This window comes from Flavobacterium sp. GW823-FHT04A11 (assembly GCF_058796535.1).
The window spans coordinates 3,516,615-3,536,023 of the sequence record NZ_CM179503.1; the positions used below are offsets into that span (position 1 = coordinate 3,516,615).

At 32.0% G+C, this 19,409-nt stretch carries 20 protein-coding genes; 15 read left to right on the forward strand and 5 right to left on the reverse strand.

Annotated elements, in window-relative coordinates:
• Window positions 1-91: 91 nt before the first annotated feature.
• From AC3QL1_RS15210 to AC3QL1_RS15220, 3 genes are all read left to right on the forward strand, one after another.
• Window positions 92-277 (forward strand): hypothetical protein, encoded by a 186-nt coding sequence (locus tag AC3QL1_RS15210; RefSeq protein WP_144444559.1) that lies wholly within the window; start codon window positions 92-94, stop codon window positions 275-277.
• A gap of 162 nt (window positions 278-439) precedes the next feature.
• Window positions 440-2,008, forward strand: a complete 1,569-nt coding sequence (locus tag AC3QL1_RS15215) for a vitamin K epoxide reductase family protein (RefSeq protein ID WP_492492644.1) — start codon at window positions 440-442, stop codon at window positions 2,006-2,008.
• 11 nt (window positions 2,009-2,019) lie between these two features.
• On the forward strand, window positions 2,020-2,859 hold the full coding sequence (locus AC3QL1_RS15220) for a DUF6625 family protein (protein WP_492492646.1): 840 nt from the start codon (window positions 2,020-2,022) through the stop codon (window positions 2,857-2,859).
• A gap of 75 nt (window positions 2,860-2,934) precedes the next feature.
• On the opposite strand, the gene AC3QL1_RS15225 is transcribed toward AC3QL1_RS15220, so the two are convergent.
• Entirely contained in the window at window positions 2,935-4,281 is a 1,347-nt protein-coding gene (locus AC3QL1_RS15225) for a TlpA family protein disulfide reductase (RefSeq protein WP_492492648.1), read from the reverse strand.
• A 356-nt stretch (window positions 4,282-4,637) separates the two neighbouring features.
• Here AC3QL1_RS15225 and AC3QL1_RS15230 point away from each other — a divergent pair, with 356 nt between their 5' ends.
• Window positions 4,638-5,144, forward strand: a complete 507-nt coding sequence (locus AC3QL1_RS15230) for a hypothetical protein (protein ID WP_492492650.1) — start codon at window positions 4,638-4,640, stop codon at window positions 5,142-5,144.
• A 133-nt stretch (window positions 5,145-5,277) separates the two neighbouring features.
• Here the strand turns inward: AC3QL1_RS15230 and AC3QL1_RS15235 are convergent, their stop codons facing one another.
• A complete protein-coding gene (locus AC3QL1_RS15235) occupies window positions 5,278-5,697 on the reverse strand; it encodes a helix-turn-helix domain-containing protein (RefSeq protein WP_492492651.1) in 420 nt (139 codons plus the stop codon).
• 179 nt (window positions 5,698-5,876) lie between these two features.
• Between AC3QL1_RS15235 and AC3QL1_RS15240 the strand changes: the two genes are divergently transcribed.
• Window positions 5,877-6,068 (forward strand): cold-shock protein, encoded by a 192-nt coding sequence (locus AC3QL1_RS15240; protein WP_492492652.1) that lies wholly within the window; start codon window positions 5,877-5,879, stop codon window positions 6,066-6,068.
• Between the two features lie 150 nt (window positions 6,069-6,218).
• Window positions 6,219-6,698: a DUF1203 domain-containing protein gene (locus tag AC3QL1_RS15245; protein WP_492492654.1), complete on the forward strand. Its 480-nt coding sequence runs from the start codon at window positions 6,219-6,221 to the stop codon at window positions 6,696-6,698.
• 81 nt (window positions 6,699-6,779) lie between these two features.
• Here the strand turns inward: AC3QL1_RS15245 and AC3QL1_RS15250 are convergent, their stop codons facing one another.
• A complete protein-coding gene (locus tag AC3QL1_RS15250; protein ID WP_492492655.1) occupies window positions 6,780-7,406 on the reverse strand; it encodes a nitroreductase family protein in 627 nt (208 codons plus the stop codon).
• Window positions 7,407-7,482: 76 nt separating this feature from the next.
• Here AC3QL1_RS15250 and AC3QL1_RS15255 point away from each other — a divergent pair, with 76 nt between their 5' ends.
• Window positions 7,483-7,866: a winged helix-turn-helix transcriptional regulator gene (locus AC3QL1_RS15255; RefSeq protein WP_492492657.1), complete on the forward strand. Its 384-nt coding sequence runs from the start codon at window positions 7,483-7,485 to the stop codon at window positions 7,864-7,866.
• A gap of 100 nt (window positions 7,867-7,966) precedes the next feature.
• Window positions 7,967-8,320: a hypothetical protein gene (locus AC3QL1_RS15260; protein WP_492492659.1), complete on the forward strand. Its 354-nt coding sequence runs from the start codon at window positions 7,967-7,969 to the stop codon at window positions 8,318-8,320.
• 273 nt (window positions 8,321-8,593) lie between these two features.
• On the opposite strand, the gene AC3QL1_RS15265 is transcribed toward AC3QL1_RS15260, so the two are convergent.
• A complete protein-coding gene (locus AC3QL1_RS15265) occupies window positions 8,594-10,204 on the reverse strand; it encodes a serine hydrolase (RefSeq protein ID WP_492492661.1) in 1,611 nt (536 codons plus the stop codon).
• Between the two features lie 632 nt (window positions 10,205-10,836).
• A complete protein-coding gene (locus AC3QL1_RS15270) occupies window positions 10,837-11,196 on the reverse strand; it encodes a winged helix-turn-helix transcriptional regulator (protein WP_492492662.1) in 360 nt (119 codons plus the stop codon).
• 104 nt (window positions 11,197-11,300) lie between these two features.
• Between AC3QL1_RS15270 and AC3QL1_RS15275 the strand changes: the two genes are divergently transcribed.
• The 7 genes from AC3QL1_RS15275 to AC3QL1_RS15305 all read left to right on the forward strand — a co-directional run bounded on the left by AC3QL1_RS15275 (window position 11,301) and on the right by AC3QL1_RS15305 (window position 19,336).
• A complete protein-coding gene (locus tag AC3QL1_RS15275) occupies window positions 11,301-12,053 on the forward strand; it encodes an SDR family NAD(P)-dependent oxidoreductase (protein WP_492492664.1) in 753 nt (250 codons plus the stop codon).
• A gap of 293 nt (window positions 12,054-12,346) precedes the next feature.
• Complete coding sequence (locus AC3QL1_RS15280; RefSeq protein WP_492492666.1) at window positions 12,347-12,925, forward strand: TetR/AcrR family transcriptional regulator; 579 nt, start codon at window positions 12,347-12,349, stop codon at window positions 12,923-12,925.
• Between the two features lie 255 nt (window positions 12,926-13,180).
• Window positions 13,181-14,185 (forward strand): saccharopine dehydrogenase family protein, encoded by a 1,005-nt coding sequence (locus tag AC3QL1_RS15285; protein ID WP_492492667.1) that lies wholly within the window; start codon window positions 13,181-13,183, stop codon window positions 14,183-14,185.
• A gap of 194 nt (window positions 14,186-14,379) precedes the next feature.
• A complete protein-coding gene (locus AC3QL1_RS15290; protein ID WP_492492669.1) occupies window positions 14,380-14,706 on the forward strand; it encodes a nuclear transport factor 2 family protein in 327 nt (108 codons plus the stop codon).
• 853 nt (window positions 14,707-15,559) lie between these two features.
• Window positions 15,560-17,431, forward strand: coding sequence for a DUF3604 domain-containing protein (locus tag AC3QL1_RS15295; RefSeq protein ID WP_492492670.1), 1,872 nt, complete (start codon window positions 15,560-15,562; stop codon window positions 17,429-17,431).
• Window positions 17,432-17,492: 61 nt separating this feature from the next.
• Complete coding sequence (locus AC3QL1_RS15300) at window positions 17,493-18,350, forward strand: peptidyl-prolyl cis-trans isomerase (RefSeq protein WP_492492672.1); 858 nt, start codon at window positions 17,493-17,495, stop codon at window positions 18,348-18,350.
• The gene (locus tag AC3QL1_RS15305; protein ID WP_492492674.1) at window positions 18,347-19,336 is read left to right on the forward strand and encodes a HupE/UreJ family protein; all 990 of its coding nucleotides are present in this window, start codon (window positions 18,347-18,349) and stop codon (window positions 19,334-19,336) included. The genes AC3QL1_RS15300 and AC3QL1_RS15305 overlap by 4 nt, the downstream gene beginning before the upstream one ends.
• The last annotated feature ends 73 nt before the right edge of the window (window positions 19,337-19,409 follow it).

Below are 19,409 nucleotides of genomic sequence, written 5' to 3' on the forward strand. Positions count from 1 at the left end.
GCAGAAACTATTTCAAATAGTTTCTGCTTTATATGATAATTGTCCAAACAAATAATAGAACATTAAAAAATATTATATGAAAACTCAAAAAATGAGCCTTAGCAATATTAAAGGGCGACTTACGAGAAGTGAATTAAAAACAATTATGGCAGGAAGTGGTGTCTACGATGGTAATAAAGCTTGGATGTGCTGTTATTATTTTGGAAAATGTAGTGACTGTGCATCTGGTCAGGGATTCCCTACCTGTAGTCCAAATACTGAATTAAGACCTTGTTAAAAAATAAAAAAAAGTAGAAACTATTTTAAAAATAGCTTCTGTTTTTAAACTAAAGATGAAATTAAATTACAGCTATTAAAAAAAATGTACTCTTGAATTGTTAGTAGTATAAACAGCCGAAAATTTAGCCAACAATCAAAATATAAAATAAAGAGAATTATTATGCTTCAAAACTACAATTGCCTTCATACATATCTTAAGGCAGAAGGGATAAACATTGATAAAGAAGAATTAATATTTCAAAATAAATCTCATCCTAATTATCCTTCCTTACTATCAATTTCTGATACTTTAAGTTTTTTTAATATTAAAAATGGTGTTGTTAAAGTGGCGATTTCAGAATTAGAATTGTTACCTGATCGATTTGTTGCATTTTTAAAGAATGAAATTGGGTTATACGAACTTTGTTTAATTGAAAAATCAAAAGAGAATTACTTTTTTAGCCAAAATGGTAAAAAAGGAATAATTAGCAAAGAAGAGATTGAGAATAAATGGGATAATATTGTGCTTTTGGTTGAAAATTCAGAGACCGAAAATGAAGTTACAAATGACTATTTAAAAAAGAGTTTACCGCTCTTAACTACTGTTTTTTTTATCTATTGCATATTGCAATTTGGAAAAACTTTTGAGATTAAGACTTTTTTTGTATTCTCGTTTATTGGCCTTTTTTTATCTGCTGTTTCTTTAAAAGATTTATTTGGTATTGATGGCGGATTTTTGCAAACCATATGTGATAACAAAAAAACAGGCACAAGTTGTACTACAATAACCAGCTCTAAAAAGTGGAAAATATTTAACTATGTTACTTTTAGTGATTTGAGTATTATATTTTTTCTTTTTCAGTTTATTGGTTTGTTTTTATTTAACCTGAGAAACGAAACAGCAATTTTCTTATATATCCAAAAAGCGGCTCTTTTTTCCTCAATTCCTATTTTGATTATTTCTGTTTATTATCAAAAATTTGTGGAGAAAAAATGGTGTCCGGTTTGTTTATTAACGGCTCTTTTGCTTTTGGCAGAACTCTATTTTTTAAACTTATTTTCTCATGATATTGTTGTCGTGACAAAAGAAATTTTCTTTTTAGGTATAACTTGTTTTTTTGCTGTAAGTATTGGTTGGTTTAAACTTAAAAAAATATTAGTTGCACAAAAAGACTTAAAAGAATCATCAGTAAAGAATAACCGTTTTGTGAGAAACTATGATATTTTCAAAAGTGTTTTATTGTCTAATCCAAAAATAGATGTAAACGTAAACAATCCAATTATTCTTGGAAACAAAAATGGCAATACAGAAATAACCCTTATTACAAGCCCATTATGTAGTTTCTGTAAAGACGCACATCTTTTAATAGAAAGCTTATTAGACAAATACAGAGACGATTTAAAAGTCGTAATGATTATAAAAGTTGATATTGAAAAACAAACAGAAGATTATAAATGGTTTTATAGAAAACTAATGCAAAATTATTTGATTGAAGGCGAGGAGGTATTTACAAGCGCTTTAAAACATTGGTTTCTAACAAAAAACATTGATGATTTTAATGCAAAAGATAATTTTCAGATTGAGATTGAAAAAATTGACGAAATATTCAATTCGCAAAACGATTGGTGTATAGAAAACAGTATATATTCAACGCCAACAATCCTTATAAATGGTTATCCTTATCCCAGACCATATGAGAGAGAAATTTTGGAACATTTTATTAATGATCTTTTAGATGATAATTTTTAATTTCTCTGATTATGAATGATACTTCCAGAATTGCTATTATTACTTGTTGGTATGGCAAATATCCTTGGTATTTTCCTTATTATCTTCATTCGTGTGGATATAACGAAACGGTTGATTTTTATATTATTACGGATAATACCGAGGTAATTCCGAACAAACCCAATAATGTAAAAATTATCCATAAAACATTAGAAGACATAATTACTGATGCTTCAGAAAAATTAGGATTCACTGTAAATATTGATCATCCGTATAAACTTTGCGATTTTAAACCAGCTTATGGTTTTTTGTTTCCCGAAATTATAAACGGTTATGATTTTTGGGGACAAAGTGATTTGGATATTATCTATGGCAATGTTCGTGATTTTATAGATGAAGAAATGCTTCAAAAATTCGATTTTATAAGTCTTCGACATGATTACACGACAGGATGTTTTGCCTTGTACAAAAATACTTCATTGATGAATAATTTCTTTATGCGAAGTAAAGATTATAAAAAAGTGTTTTCTGATCCAAAACATCATTGTTTTGACGAATGTAACTTTGTCTGGGATGCACTAACAGATGGAGAATCTATATTTGATCTCGACACTGAAATTGAAAGTTTTACTCATATTATAAAAAAAGCAGAGGAGGAGAATGAAATTAAAGCTCATTTTGATTTTATCCTTCTTGAAGGACTAACAGGACGCATAAATTTTGATAACGGAAGAATTTTTTACAAAAATCAATTCGAAGGAATATTATATCATTTATTTTGGCTGAAAAAAGATTACAAACCGGACAAAGTTCCGAGTAGAATTCCTGAAAAATATTATATTAGTAAAACGAGAATTTATCATTCAAGATAATTAAATCAAATGAAGGGTTTAAATCGCATAGTATTAATCTTTGGGGTCAGTTTTTGCTTTTTAAGTCCTTCTATATCAGTATATTTTTAGACTATTTAATAGCTCAATAAGTTTAAGGTCAGATGGTTTTGGTGCACGTGCACTAATAATATTGCCTTTTGGATCAAGAAGAATAAATGTTGGGATTCCCTGAACGCTGTAATCTTTTATAAATTTTGATTCCCATTCCTTTTCTGCTAATAATTGAATCCCGCCTAATTGTTTTTCCGTAACAAATTTACTCCATTTAGCCCGATCCTTTATTTCATCTATCGAAATACTGACAAACTCAATATTTTTTCCTTTATATTGTTGCTCTACTTTCTGAAGAAATGGAATTTGTTCTAAACAAGGACTACACCATGTTGCCCAAAGATCTATGTAAATATATTTTCCTTTCAGGTTTTTTAAAGCAGTTTTTCCTCCTTTTTGATTTTCATAATCAAATTCTGGAGATGGATTCCCAGGCTTCAATGCGTCGATTGCCTTATAATTTGAAGTAAGTTTTTGTTTTACAGCTGGATCGGTTGTAATCGATAAAAATTCTCGATATGTTGTGTCATAATCCAGATTTTCAATGTTAATATCGTTTGTAGAGTTTTCAATCAAACGATTTTTTATGCTTTGACTTTTTAAAGCTTTAATTTTTGGAATTGCATTTTTAGCAGAAATAGTAGGGGCATCGCTCTCAATATTTTCATAGAATTTGCTTAAGACAATTTCCTGGTATTCATTTGAAAATAAAAAATCAGAATTATTATCCAAATCGATTGTTTCATCAATCTTTGGGTATTTTTCAGAAACTGTAAAACCATTTATACTTCCGTAATAATAATGGTATTTTTTATAAAAGAGTAAATGTTTTTGTTCCAGATAATGAATATTTCTTATTTCTTTTTCTTTGAAATCAGGATCGTTAAGTTTTGTTTTAAGGTATAAGATATTCACTGAATTTTTTATTTCCTGAATTTTTTTCAGGAATTCATTCTCGTTAAGTTTATAAAGTTCCTCATTTGTAATTGACGAAGTTATAAGTAGTTTTTTAGCAAGATATTGATTTTCTATATTTCCTTTTCCAGTAAATTTTAAAGTTGAAGTTAAGTTTGTATCATCCGCATTTATTATTAATTTGGAATCTTTAGATAAATATATAAGAATACTATTTTTAGTAGTTATAATTTTATAAATGCGATCGCCTTCTAATACTAGATTTTTTGAAAAACTGCCGTCTGGTTTTAGTGTGATTTCCTGATCCAGTAATTCTCCTTTAATTTTAATTATTCCATTTTCCGTATTTGTTATTTTACCAGAAATTACGGTCTCTTTAGGAGTTATGAAGGAGCATAAAACTGCAATTAACAATAAAAGAAGAGCTTTGTTCATTTTTAACGATTAAAAAGTTTAGCTAAATAATTATTTAAAAATAATTATTTTTTTTCTAAGAATGAATTTATAAATGACACTTTGTTTTCTTCTTGTTAATATTGTACTTATAACCAGTTTGACCAATTTGTTGGTTTATTGATTGTGTGTCAGATATTTTTTGATTTTACTATGTATATCTAAAAACTTAAATCTTACATACAAAGGAAAAGGCATAAAAAAATCGATCGTTAAGAAATGCGCAAGAAGCGGAAATTCTTTCCGTGCCCGTTCCTTATATTAATAAAAACTGTATTTTTAAAGCTAACAAGGTTTTAATGAACATGGTTAATTTTTAATGAACCAAAAAAATGAAAATGAAAAAAATATTTTTTATAGTACTAATTGTTTTGGTTTCCTGTAAATCAAAACAAGGAATTTTGAGTATTAAGCAAGAAACAACTAAGAGCTCGAAATATAATAATCCAAATTACAAACCTTTGCATAAATTCGAAGGAGACACGCTTGAATACCTGCAAACGAATTTTTTATTAACAAATAAAAAATTTTATAAAGGCAAACCTCTAAGCGTTTTACTTAATGATTTAGAAATTGATGTAAAAGCTTATTCAGGATCATCTGGCAGGGATTTAAATTATAGTAAAAGTCTATCATTAAATTTTTACAGCAGATTACAAAAAAAAGATAAATTAAAGGAAAAAAGGAATCCTCTTGTTTTAATCATAGATTGGGAAGTTGAATTACCTCAGCAAAAAATAGTTGAATTACTTCGCAAAAATGATGGGCGTTGGACAGAGGAAGAAAAAAAATATTATGGGCAACACATCATTAAAGATATAGAAATGGTTATTCCAAATTATTAATCTTGCTCATTAAAGAGTTCTTAAGAAAAACTGTGCAAATGTTTCCTGACTTAACACCCGTAAAATAATGTTCTAAAACAAAAAAAGAGACTTCAAAAGTCTCTTTATAGAATTAAAATATCTTCAAAAATAATTATTTATTAATCAATTTTTCAAGCCTCGCCATCATCTCATCTTTCTCTTTCAACATACGCTCGTATAAAGCAATTTTTTCATCATATAATTGAACAATTTTATCAACAGGATTGAAAGAGGGTTGGTAGCTAAATCCAGAAGCGACAGCGTTATCCTTAAAATCTTGAAATGAATAAGTATTTGCAATTACATTCACCGCTTGTTCCTCATCAAAATTCTGAAAAGCTTCCACAGGAATTTTTAATACAGCCGAAATTTGTTTCAGCAGTTTGTCTTCAATTACATCTTTTTGCTCCAGCATAGAAATTTTCTTTTGGTTCCAGTCTTCGCCCAGATCATAAGCTAATGCTTCCTGCTTTATGTTAAGCATTTCTCTAAAACGTTTTACGTTTCTTCCCTGATGTATTTTCTGTTCCATAACGAATATTAATTTTCTGAAGGCTCAAAGATAAAGCCATTTTGGATAAAAAATCCTGAATTTCAAAGATAAAAAAATATGCTATAAAATATCTTTTAATTAATTTTAAAAAGAAAAAACTTAATATTACTAGGTTCCCATTTTAATAATGTTATCTTTGATTAATTAAATACATTAAAATGCAAGAAGGTACAGTAAAATTTTTCAATGAAGAAAAAGGATTCGGATTCATAACTCCTAATAATGGAGGAGCTGAAGTTTTTGTTCATGCTTCAGGTCTGTCAGAAAACATCCGTCAAGACGATGCAGTTCGATACGACATCGAAGAAGGCCGTAAAGGTCCAAACGCAGTAAACGTAGTTATAGCATAAATATACTATTACAGTTAACTTATAAAGGCACCTCTAATCAGGTGCCTTTATTATTTGTATTCGGCAACATACGGCTTTAATTGAGCAAGAAACGGGTTTTTAATGGCAGCAACGAAATATAAATTTGTTTAGATTTAATATATAACAAATATGAAAAAATTTAAAATTATTCCGTTGTCTAAAGAGTTTGTAAACCAAATTCGGAAAACAAATATTGATAATTTTGATAATCAAGTTTATGAGCAGTTAGCAACAGGAAAAGGGCCCTGTCGAATTTCGTTGAAACCATTTAATATCGGTCAGGATATTCGTTTGGTTTTTGCTTATAGTCCGTTTTCACAAAACAACGCTTTTAATCAGTCCGGGCCTATATTTATTAACAAAGAAGAAGTTGAGCAATATTCGGATATTTACAATTTCCCCAAAGAATTAAAAGCAGATAAAGAAAATTTCCCTTTATCGCTAATCGGCTACAGCAAAGAACAAAAAATGATTTTCACTAAATTGGTTGGCGATAATGATATCGATCTGCTAATTGCTGAAATCTTTGAAACAAAAAATGATGTGGAATATCTTCATGCAAGAAATTCAGAAGCCTGTTGTTTTATTTGTAAAATCGAAAGGGTATAAAACCATAAAAAAATCCCATCTCGTAAGAAATGGGATTTTAATTTTTGGGATAAGCTCGTTCTTGAAATAATAATTAAATCATTAGAATTTAGTTGAAAATTCATTAATTGGAAGACGAACTTTTGACATCGATGCCAAATAGTCATTTTCAGCATCTCGATATCCAAGAGAAAGAATCACTGAAGCGTGAAGATTTTTTTCTGTCAAACCTAAAACTTCATTAAATGTTTCCGGATTAAAACCTTCCATAGGAGTTGCATCTACTTTAAGTTCAGCAGCTGCAATTAAGGCAGTTCCTAAGCCAATATAAGCCTGTTTGCTTGACCAGATCGCGTTTTGTTCAGGCGTTTGGGTTGAAAAATGAGAGATCAGAACATCTTTGAAATCGTTAAGCGATCCAATTTCCATATTTCGTTGTTGTTCCATCATTGCGACATAATCTGCAATGTATTCGCTTGTTATCTTGTTAAAAGCGGCAAAAACGAGTAAATGAGAAGAAGCTTTGATTTGCGAATTGAAAGAACCTTCAGCCAGTTTTTCTCTTATTTCCGGATTCGTTACCACAATCAGGCGATAAGGCTGTATCCCGCAAGAAGATGCAGTCAGGTTAATGGCTTCGATAATTTGGTCAATCTTGTTTTCACTGATCAACTCTTCTGAATACTTTTTAACAGCGTAGCGCCATTTTAAATTATTGATTAATTCCATTTTTATAATTTTAGTTGCAAAGCTATAGTAATGATGTGTACATTTGTAACCAAGTGACAAAAAGTTATAGTGACAAATGAGTAACCACGTTTTAGATATGAAAGAAGATTTCGATCCAATAAAAAGTTGCAGCCATAAAATATTGGCGATTAGTGATACAATGGACATTTTAAATGGAAAATGGAAAATGTCTATAATTGCGTGTCTGTGTTATAAACCGATGCGCTACTCTGAATTGCTGAGGGAAGTAAAAGGTATTTCCGGCAAAGTGCTTAGCCGCGAATTGAAAGATTTGGAAATGAATGAATTAATTGAGCGTATAGTGTTAAACACTGCACCTGTAGCCGTAGAATACCGTATTACAGATTATGGTAATTCGCTTAAAGACCTTACCAATACTATTGCAGAGTGGGGATTCATTCATAGAGAACGTATCATTTCTACAATGAAAAAGGAATGAGCCGGATTTTAACTAAAATAGCTGAGTGTTAGAATAGCGCGTGATTTTATTTGAAGACCAAACCATATATTTAGATCTTGTATAAATTAATTTTAAAGAAATGTGGATTACAGAAAGAATAAAAAATAATATTGGGACATCCATTATTATAACGTTTGTACTATTTTGTATTATTTTTAGCTACTTTGGTAATAAAAAATACAAAGAAGACACATTGAGAGATTATAATGCTGGTTTTACAGGTGTTATAATAAAAAAATATAGACAGAAAGGTGGTGATATAATTTTTTATAAAAATTTAAAAACTGTAAAAGATTATGAAATTAACCCCAACGATGAATTAGCAGAAAATTGTAATGTTGGAGATACCATTATAAAATTGCCTCAAAGTAATAAATGTATACTTAAAAATAAATGTAAAAATATTAATGTTCAATGTCATTTTATTGAATAATGTTATATTTCAAATGACGACATATTTTAGTAATACTTTCAAAAAAAGGTAATCGAATATTTACTGACGTTAGATAGCTTTTATGAGCATAAAAGATATGACTGTTTTCAACCAATCACTTAGATATGCGCAACGATAGCGCGGAAATTCTTTCTGTGCCCGTATCATTTCTACAATGAAAAAGGAATGAGCCGGATTTTACGTCGTGGATACTTACGGAAAAGTGATAATATGCTAAAAGCCTAAAATATTTATTAAGTTGTAGGATGGTTTTTAGCTTTTCTTCAAAATTTTGTATTTTGGTTTTTCGTAATCGCTTATGTCCAAAGTAATATCATAAACGCCTGTTAAAATTTCTATACTATCTCCTTTTGGCATTATTCCGTCGCTCATATCTTTTCCAAAATTTAAAGTCCAGTCGTCATTCAAACGAAATTTAAGTTCTCCTGTTTTTAAAGTCACATTTTGAATGGTCCAAATTCCTTTTGTTTCAGTTTCAAGAAGTTTAGCATCAGGACCTTCCCAGCCTTTTTCTGTGGCACTTCCTACAATTCCCCAGGATGGAAATATTTTTTTTGCTTTTTTTAGTTCTTTTCCTGCATGAAAACTTAATGACTCTATTTGTGAAGTCTCGTTTCTTTCAAAAATTACATCACCCATTAATTCTTCAGCGTAAAATAAATTTTCTTTTACAGGATATAGAATAGTTGTGGGCCCGTTTCCACTTTGCAATTTTAATTTATTGTTTTCAGTTGTAAGGTAAACTACAAAATTGTCTTCTACTTGATAAGTTCCCACATATTGCTTTAAAGTTTCTGAGCTTACGTTGGCTACAACCGGAATTTTATAATCTTTATTATACAAATTATACAAAGTTTTTATAATAGCATAAGTGGCAGTGTTTAGACCTCTTTCTGTATTTGTAAGCAGTATAATGCAGATATCATCTTCGGGAATTTGAACAAAATTGCTGCAAAAACCAGCTCCATAACCACTATGACCAACTGTCATTTTTCCAAACATTCGCATTGTAATCCAACCATAACCATAATTTTTTTTGAAAGGAGTATATGCTTTTTCTAAACTTTCTTTAGAAATAATTTTGTAATTTTTTAGTCCATTATAATATTTATTTAAATCTTCAACAGTTGAGTATATTCCACCAGCTGCAAAAGGCATAGGTGGCTCATAAACAATTGATGGTTTGTGTTCTTTTTCAGAAAAAATCTCATAGCCAGTGACTTTATTTTCACTTTTTAGATTTTTAAAAGCAAAACCGCTTTGCTTCATTTTCAATGGTTTAAATATGTATTTTTCAACTGCTTTTTCGTAACTTATTCCAGTAACTTTTTGAATTACATAGCCTAGAAAATAATAGCCCGAGTTAGAATAACTCCAATCAGTTCCAACTGGAAAATCCAAAGGTTTTGTTTTTTGAAATTCAATAAATGATTTTTCCGTTTGGTCTTTCATATCATTTCCTCTGGTATAGTCATAAACTCCAGAGGTATGAGTTAACAAACTTTCAATTGTAATAGTACTTGCATCGGGATAATCTGGATAGAACTTTGAAAGTTTATCCTGTAATGAAAGTTTTTTTTCTTCTACTAATTTTAAAATTACCGTTGCTGTGAAAGTTTTTGTAATGGAATATATTTGAAAAATGCTGTTAGCGTTATTTTCCTTTTTTAAATCAACATTTGATAATCCATAACCTTTATTTAGTAAAGTTTCTCCTTTTTCAGAAATAAAAACAGAACCGTTAAATAGATTTTGTTGATCATAAAATTCAAAAAGTTGTTCTAATTTTTCTTTCTTACTTTGCGCAAAACCCAATTGTGTTATAAATAATACAATAAAAGTGATGGATTGAATTGATTTCATGTTTTTTTTGATTTTTATTGAATTCTAACTAACGGTTTGCCCTGTGTGATAGTTGCGTAAATTTATAATAAAAGATTACTAATAAAAATTTCTAACTGAATTTCTAATTGAATTTTAAGCAAAATTCAGCGCACAAGCTAAGCTAACACATTCAATAATATCCTGCTTTGTTTATATCCAATAAGATCCAACTCTATAGGAGACCAAAACAATTTCTTTTAGAAGTATTAACTGGTAAAATAGATAGGAAAAAGACATAAAAAAAATCCCACTTCGTAAGAAATGGGATTTTTTTGTGACAGGGACGGGACAAATTTCAACATCTTTTTTGGATGATTTGAAGAAATTGGCTTACTACGTGTAGGATCTGTCTTCCATTGGCTTTGTAAATTTGGTTTAGATGTCCTGTTGGGGATTGGTGTAAAATGTATTTAATTTTAAATCTGATTTTGCCATACAATGTAATTTGATAATTTAAATTGATTTAATATAGAGATACTCTTAATTTTTTGTGACAAAAAGGTAATTTGCTTCAAATATCACGTATCATGATTTTGTGGCAAAATTCAAAATAGACTTATGAATACTATTGATTATTTAAAAAATAAGGTCATATGTTTTGACTAATAAAATCATCGGTTTATAATTTTATGACGATGTTTTGTTCCCCAATCAGCCAGTTCCTTAATGATTGGCTCTAAAGTATGTCCATAATCTGTTAATTCATAACTTACTGTAATAGGTTTGGTTGAGTTAACCGTTCTGGTAATAAGTCCATTAATTTCCAAATCCTGTAATTCTTTAGACAGCATTTTAGCTCCCAAACCGTCAATTTGACGTTGTAAGTCAGTGAAATTCTTTTTTCCATAAAGTAAAACACTTACGACCTTGATTTTCCATTTTCCGCTTATAAGATCGAGTGTATCTTGTATGGCAAATAATATTTTGGAGCAATCTGCCTGTTCTGTGACTACTGATTTATCTTTTCTCATTGTTTTTATTTTAGGGAAGTCGCTTTACTTGAGGAAACCCATATCAAAAGTAAAGTTACTATATAATACCTTTGAAAAATAATAATCATTTAAAATAAATTAAGATGAAACTTAAAGATAAAATAGCGGTAGTAACTGGAGCTTCAAAAGGCATCGGAGCAGGAATTGCAAAAGCACTAGGTAAAGCAGGGGCGAAGGTTGTAGTTAACTATTCATCAAGCAAGAGTGAGGCAGACGAAGTCGTAAACGAAATTCAACTTTCCGGAGGTAAAGCTATTGCCATTCAGGCTGATATGAGTAAATATGCGGATGTAAAAGAAATGTTTGCTAAAATAAAATCGGAATTTGGAACTGTTGATATTCTGGTAAATAATGCAGGTGTAGCGGTATTTGAAATGATAGATGATTTAACCGAAGAAGCATTTCACAAACAATTCAATTTAAATGTCTTGGGTTATCTTTTGGCCACGCAAGAGGCTGTAAAATTTATGGATGATAAAGGAGGAAGCATTATAAATATCAGCTCCATCTTAAGCACCGATCCGTATTTGGCGTCAAGTGTTTATTCCGCAACAAAGGGTGCTGTAGACACTATTACTTTGGCTTTGGCCAGAGAACTCGGACCTCGTAAAATAAGGGTAAACTCAATATTGCCCGGTCATACCAATACTCCCGGAACTGCAGGAAATTTTGATGGAGATTTAGGCGTAAAGCTGCTTGCAGGAACACCACTTGGCCGATTTGGAGAACCGGAAGATATCGCACCACTTGCTGTATTTCTGGCCTCTGATGATGCACACTGGATTACTGGCGAATTCATTAGAGCATCAGGAGGAGTTAGAGGTGTTGGATATTAAGCCTATTAGCAAAATGGCTGTAAAAAAAGTAATTATATAAAAACTAATAAGTCCATCGTGAGTGATGGACTTATTGTTATTTAAGATATTATGAATCCAGAAAGTTGTTAAACAGATAAAGTCTGACTACCCATAATCACATACAAATCATTTCTTTGCGCTCAAAGAGTAATCAGTAGTTGGTGATTTTATTTATTTAAATTATTTTTATTATGATAGAAATGTTAACTTTTATTCATTTTAAAACGATCGCTTTAGAATTTAATATATATTTGCAGAGAATAAAATCAGTCATGGCTAGAAATTTAGAATTTAACGAAGAAGTAGCGATCCAAAAAGCGATGGAAGTTTTTTGGAAAAAAGGATATACCGGAGCTTCTCTTCGTGATCTGACTGAAGCCATGCAGATTAATGTCAGCAGTTTGTACAATACCATTGGCGACAAACATGAGTTATTTGTAAAGTGTATTAAAAATTATACGGAGACCCGGATGGAAGAGGCAAAAAAGCATGCCGCAGCTGCTAAGTCGCCGCTGACTGCAATTACCAATATTATAAATGGAGCGGCATCGGCTATTACAAACGGAGAGAATAGTTGCCTTGCAATTAAAACAACCTTTGAAGTTGCTGCAGACGATTTAAGTGTTCAAGCGATTTTAAAAGCAGACAGCAATTTTACCTATGATTTGATACTATCGCTGATAAAAAAGGGAAGGGAGTCAGGAGAGATGAGTGAGGAAGAAGATCCGGAGATTCTTACCGATTACTTACTGAACTCTTTTGCAGGCTGGTATCAATCCTACATTCTCCAAAAGGATCCTATCAGAATTAACAAAATGGCTAAATTTCTTATTAAACAGGTTTCTAAGTAATTTTTTTTTGTAATAATTCTAAAGTGAACACTTTAGAATTATTCAGTACAATCAGATTTAATTCTAAATCGATCACTTTAAAATAACGTAACAACAGCTCAATCTTTAATTTGAACGATATATTAATAATAACACATAAAAAAGAATGGAAAATCAACAAGAATAAATTAAGGACTTATTGTAAGGCTGAAAAGAAATAATGCCCACCCAATCAAAAATAATCTTCAAATTAATTAAATTAAAACAAATACGATAATGACACAAGTAAGTAAAGATGACCATACATTATTAATTTATGGAGCAGCAGGTTTCACCGGGACTTTAATTTCGCATGAAGCAGTAAAGAGAGGATTGAAATTTGAAATTGCCGGCCGGAACAATGAAGAGGTTTCGACATTAGCCAAAGAGCTTAATGTTCCTTTTCATGTTTTTGAGGTAGATGACGAAAAGGGCTGGGAGAAAAGCCTTTTTGGAAAAACTTCCCTGTTAAATGTTGCAGGACCATTTAGCGCAACTGCAAATCAGGCTATCAATGCCAGTATTAAACATAAAGTACACTACATTGATACAAATGCAGAGGTAGATGTCTATCGTCTTGCTGAATCTAAGGATCAGGATGCAAAAGCTGCCGGAGTCATGATCATGTCTGGTGCAGGGTTATTTGTAACCTATGATCCGTTGATATTACATACAGCAAAGCGTGTAGACAACCCTATAGCATTGCGCCTGGCATTTAAATATTCTGGTGGTTTTACCCCCGGCTCTGTTGCAAGCAGTGCCAATATTATGAATGCAGGTTTGCTGGTGAGAAAAGATGGAGAACTTGTAAAATTACAAGAGGCAGAGCCTGGAATTTTTGATTATGGAGAAGGCTTACAGCAATACGCACTTATGCCATTAGGCGGGTCAGTTCTTGCTTATAAGTCTACCGGAATAAAAAATATTGAAGAATATTTCCAAATGGCACAGCCAGGCGCTATCCAGGAGAGCGACGTAAATCAAAAAGAAAATGTCGGATCACAAACTATTCAACAAGAAGATAAAAGTATTCTTTTGGCAGAAGTTACCGATGCAAGCGGCACTATTGTTCGCTCGAAAATAGAAACGGAACCAGGTTATGGCATGACCGTGTATTCAGCAATAGAAATTGCATCGCGAATTCTTGATGGATTCTTTACACCAGGATTTCAGTCACCTGCGTCAGCCTATGGAGAGGAATTGATTGATGCATTCCCAAATTTGCAGATTATTGATTTGTAAATTGTAGTATAGTACCTATTATTTAAAGCCATCAAAGTAATTTATTTTGATGGCTTTAGTACGTTAGGAAGACAGTTAATAAAGGACGGGTGTATTTACATAAGCGTTTTGGCTACAATATAGGGCATTCTGGCTAATTTAATTATCGGCATTCTTATGAGTTTTGCTTTATCTTAATTATAAAAAAAATAATAATGAAAAAGTTAATAGAACAATTTTTAGATACGACAAATGCTTTTGATATAGAAGCTTCACTAATTTTCTTTGCAGATAATGCTGTCATTGATGACGTATCGGTAGGTAAAAAGTTTAATGGTAAAGAAGGCGTACGCGATTATCTTGAAACCTTTTTTGTGGGATACAAAACCAAAACCAAATTGGATTCAATTGAAATTATAAATGCATTCAATATTAAGGCAAAAGTTGATTTTACTGGAGATTTTGGTCATGAAAAAGGTGGTTTAAACTTCAAATTCAATGAAATTGGACTAATTGAGGCGGTTGATGCTTACTTAGATTAGAATGCCAAGCAAATATTGGAATAAAATTAAACAGACCTAGCTCAACAGCACCAAAAAAATTAAATAATAATGAGATGATAAACCATTTTTCTAAATGTCATCATTATAGCCTTCGAACAGCAGTTGAAAACAATTTAGGAGAATGTAAAACTTTATTTCAAAAAAGGATACGAAAACAAAAAATAAGCTAAAATATTGATTAAAAGTTTTTTAAATAAAAAATGGCGTCAATTATCTTCAATTGACGCCATTTGGCTGTGGTGACCTCTACGATACAAATTCCAAATCATTTTATGAATGATTTAAAGAAATTGGCTTATTTTTCTATTGATTTGTAAGATATTTATTTGAAGTTTTTATTCAGAAGCGGTTTGTATGTATCGTAGGGGTTAAAATGTTAAAAATTTTGTGTTTTTTAAATTTCCAAGAGCAAATTTCCATTGTTTTCCGACCGATTAAAATTTCTACTTAATTATACGGTGATTTTTTCCAAAATGCAAAAGGTATGACTCTGCCACAAAGTTAAGAAACGTGGAAAATGTATATAAAATTCGCCTTAACATTTTGCGTGCGAAAAAGTATGAAGTCCAAATAGCTTGTGCCACGATTCTGCCACGATACTTAAAACGATATTTTTTTTAACCATTCAGGATGAATTTTTAAAGTTTTTAATTATCATATTAATACTTTATATCCATAAATATCTAAAGTCATTTCATTTTTCAGGTTTTAAATTTTACTAAAAATCTTTAAATATATTTTGTAATAATTTATTTATTATTTAAATATCTATTTATCAAATAATTAGTTAACTTTATTGATGTTTTGTATTATAAATTTAAAAATTTGTACTATGAGAAAAATAATTCACACCGGTCTAGTATTATTGGTCCTATCAGCTTGCGGAGGAAAAGATTCTTCAAAAGATGTTTCCGTGGATACCGCACAAAAGACTGTTGAAATTGACCAAATTACCGAAAATCCATTAAAAGACTGCTTTTTTGGAGACCTTCATTTGCATACCTCACTATCGCCAGATGCAAATATGATTGGCGCTACTTCGCTTCCGGAGGACTCTTACAAATTTGCAATGGGAGAGGAAGTAACTTATATGGGACAGAAAATAAAGCGTATTGCACCTCTTGATTTCTTAGCCGTAACCGATCACTCCGAATACTTGGGCGTAATTGCTGCCATTAAAGATCCAAACGGTCCTTACGCCGGTACAGATCGAAATAAGCTCTACAATAGCAAAGAGCAAAAAGATGTAGCCAAAGCTTATGCTGATTTTATGGTTGGAGTTGTAGCCAACAAACCTTCGCCGGAACTCAACAACGAAAAAGTGATCAAAAGCTCCTGGCAGCGCATCATTGAAGCTGCGAGCAAATACAATAAACCCGGAAAATTTACCACATTCGTTGGTTACGAGTGGACTTCCATGCCATCAGACGTCAATAAGCATTCGCAAAACCTTCACCGCTGTGTCATTTTTAAAGGAGAAAATGTTCCGGATAAACCTTTTTCTTCTTTTGATTCAGACGATCCTGAAGATTTGTGGACGTATTTAGAAAATGCAAGAAAAACAGGCGACGATGTTATTGCAGTTCCTCATAATGGAAACCTTAGCAATGGTCTGATGTTTGACACCAAAACATTGAGCGGAAAACCACTTACCAAAGCCTATGCAGACAGAAGAATGAACAATGAACCGTTGACAGAAATTGCGCAGGGCAAAGGGCAAAGCGAAACACATCCATCCTTATCAGGAAATGATGAATTTGCAAATTATGAATTGGTTGAAACATTGTTAAGCAGCACAGCCAAAGCAAAATTCCAAAAAGGAAGTTATATCAGACAAGCCTATGGAGTAGGTCAGGAGTTACAGGAAAAATTAGGCAGTAATCCATTTAAATATGGACTGGAAGGCGGAACTGATTATCACTCTGGTTTTTCCACTACTGAAGAAAGTAATTATCCAGGATCTCATGCGTCTCAGGATAATCTCGCAAAAGATTACGCGACCATTCTGGCAGCTACAGGATCTATTGGCGGTGAGCCAGCCACCAAGCTGAGTGCAGCAGGATTGACAGGAGTTTGGGCAGAGCGCAATACAAGAGATGCCATTTTCAACGCATTAAAAAAGAAAGAATGTTTTGGTACCAGCGGTGTACGTATTAAAGTGCGCCTGTTTGCCGGCTGGGATTACGCTAACAATTTGATAAAAGAAAATGATTGGGTAAAAAAAGCTTACGCCGGCGGAGTGCCAATGGGATCTGATCTTCCAATTGCTGCTAACAATAAAAAGCCTAAATTTTTGGTTCAGGCCGTCAAAGATCCTAATTCAGGAAATTTGGATCGTATTCAAATTGTTAAAGTGAGTACTAAAAATGGAAAAAGCACCGAGAAAATATTCGATGTTGTGTGGGGAGGAAATCGCAAATTGAATGCTAAGGGAAAACTAGCTTCTGTTGGAAACACTGTAAATAGTAAAGAAGCTTCTTATACCAATACCATTGGCGCCGCAACTTTATCAGGCTATTGGGAAGACACAGAATTTGATCCCCAGGCTTATGTTACTTACTATGCAAGAGTACTTGAAATACCGACACCAAGATGGAGTACTTATCTTGCTGCAAAACATAATGTGCCTTTGAGCAAAACTGTTCCTGCCTTTATTCAGGAGAGAGCATGGACAAGTCCTGTTTGGTACACACCTGCAAAATAAATAAAGCTGACAATTTCAAATAGACAAGACTAGTTGGTTTAGTATTTTTTAATTTTATTTCATGACAATTAAAATAAAACGTTTTTTTAGCGAACCTTTTATCCAATTTATAATTTTAGGAGGTTTGCTGTTCCTATTTGTTTCTTATATGCAGCAAAAAAAAGATAACGAAGCCCTAAATATAAACGTTAGCAAGGAACAGGTTAATCAGATTATTCTAAATTATAAAACACAAATAGGCAGTCTTCCGTCAAAACGTGAACTGGATGCCCTTATCGACGATTATATCAAAGAAGAAATATCGTATCGCGAAGCAAAAAAATTAGGACTTGATCATGATGATGAAATTATCCGCAGAAGGCTCTCTCAAAAATTCGATTTTTTGCAGACAGATTTGGGAGAAATCAAACAGCCAAACGAAGAAGATCTGTTACTTTTTTATAACAATCATAAGAAGCTTTTTAGCAAAGATTCAACGGTAACTTTCTCTCATGTTTATTTCAGCACGGATAATAGTACAGCTGCTTTAGCAAAAGAAAGGGCAGTTGCTGTTTTAAAAAAGCTTCAAAATCATAACATTGCAAACGCTCGTGAAAAAGGAGATTCATTTCCTTTGCAATATGATTATGTCGATCAGGCAGCTGTAGATTTGCAGCAAAACTTTGGAAATAAACCAATAGTTGACTTTTTATTTAAAGCACCTTTAAAGAAATGGTCCGGACCTGTAGAATCCGGATATGGCTGGCATTTGGTATTTATCTCAAGCCGCGGAAGTACAGGAATAATTCCATATAATTTAATAAAGGAAGAGGTAAAGTCAAGTTATCTGGATTCGGCTAAAGCGGCACAAAATAAAGTGGCATATGATAAACTGGCTAAAAAATATCTCATTAATCGTTCTTATCTGAATTCAAAATGAGAAATTATTTTTTAAATATCTTGTTTTTCTTATCATTATCCAACTTTCTGTATTCCCATGAGATAAGACCTTCTTATCTTGAAATCAAAGAAAATGCCGATCACTCCCTTAAAATAACATGGAAACAGCCGTTAATGGGCGATTATGGTTTGCCATTGTATCCCTCTATATCTTCGGGATGGATGGCAGACTCTCAAGTTCAGGTAACGTATACAGAAACCTATTTAATCAAACGGTGGAAAGTACCCGCCAATCATGTTCCGCTTGATAAACAGACTATTAAAATTGACGGCCTTGAAAAAACAATAACAGACGTGCTGGTTCAGGTAATTTTACTAGATGATGTTTCTTTTACCTATCTTATAAAACCAGTGCAGCCATTTGTAACACTGGATATAACAAAAGCCCAGCCTCCTCCTGTCTGGCAATATATACAATTAGGAATATTTCATATTTGGTCTGGTTTCGATCATTTGCTTTTTGTGTTGGGTTTGATACTGCTTGTAAAAAACAGATCAAAACTAATTTGGACGATAACTGCTTTTACAGTAGCCCACAGCATTACATTAGCATTGGCAACGCTACAGATTGTTGAAATTTCAGTAGTGTTTATAGAATCTGCCATTGCTCTGAGTATTGTATTTCTCGCTGTTGAACTGCTGCGTCATTATAAAGGAAAGGATGGTTTTGCGTATCAATATCCCTGGCTCGTTTCTTTTCTTTTTGGATTACTGCACGGACTCGGTTTTGCGACTGCCTTGCAAGATGTTGGATTACCGCAGCATAATATTCCGCTTGCTTTGTTTTTATTTAATGTTGGTGTAGAAACTGGTCAATTAGTATTTGTGTTTGTAATGCTGCTGATACGATCCGGGATGCATTCCTTAAACCTTCAATTGCCTAAGTGGAGTTATAAGTTTCCAGCTTATTTTATAGGAACGCTTGCCATGTATTGGTTTATTGATCGGGTGTCAGGTATTTTTTGATTTACTAAGAGTTTCGAACATCACTTGTTAAAAAATTACTATAAAACAAGAGTTCTCCCAACTTATCTATTGA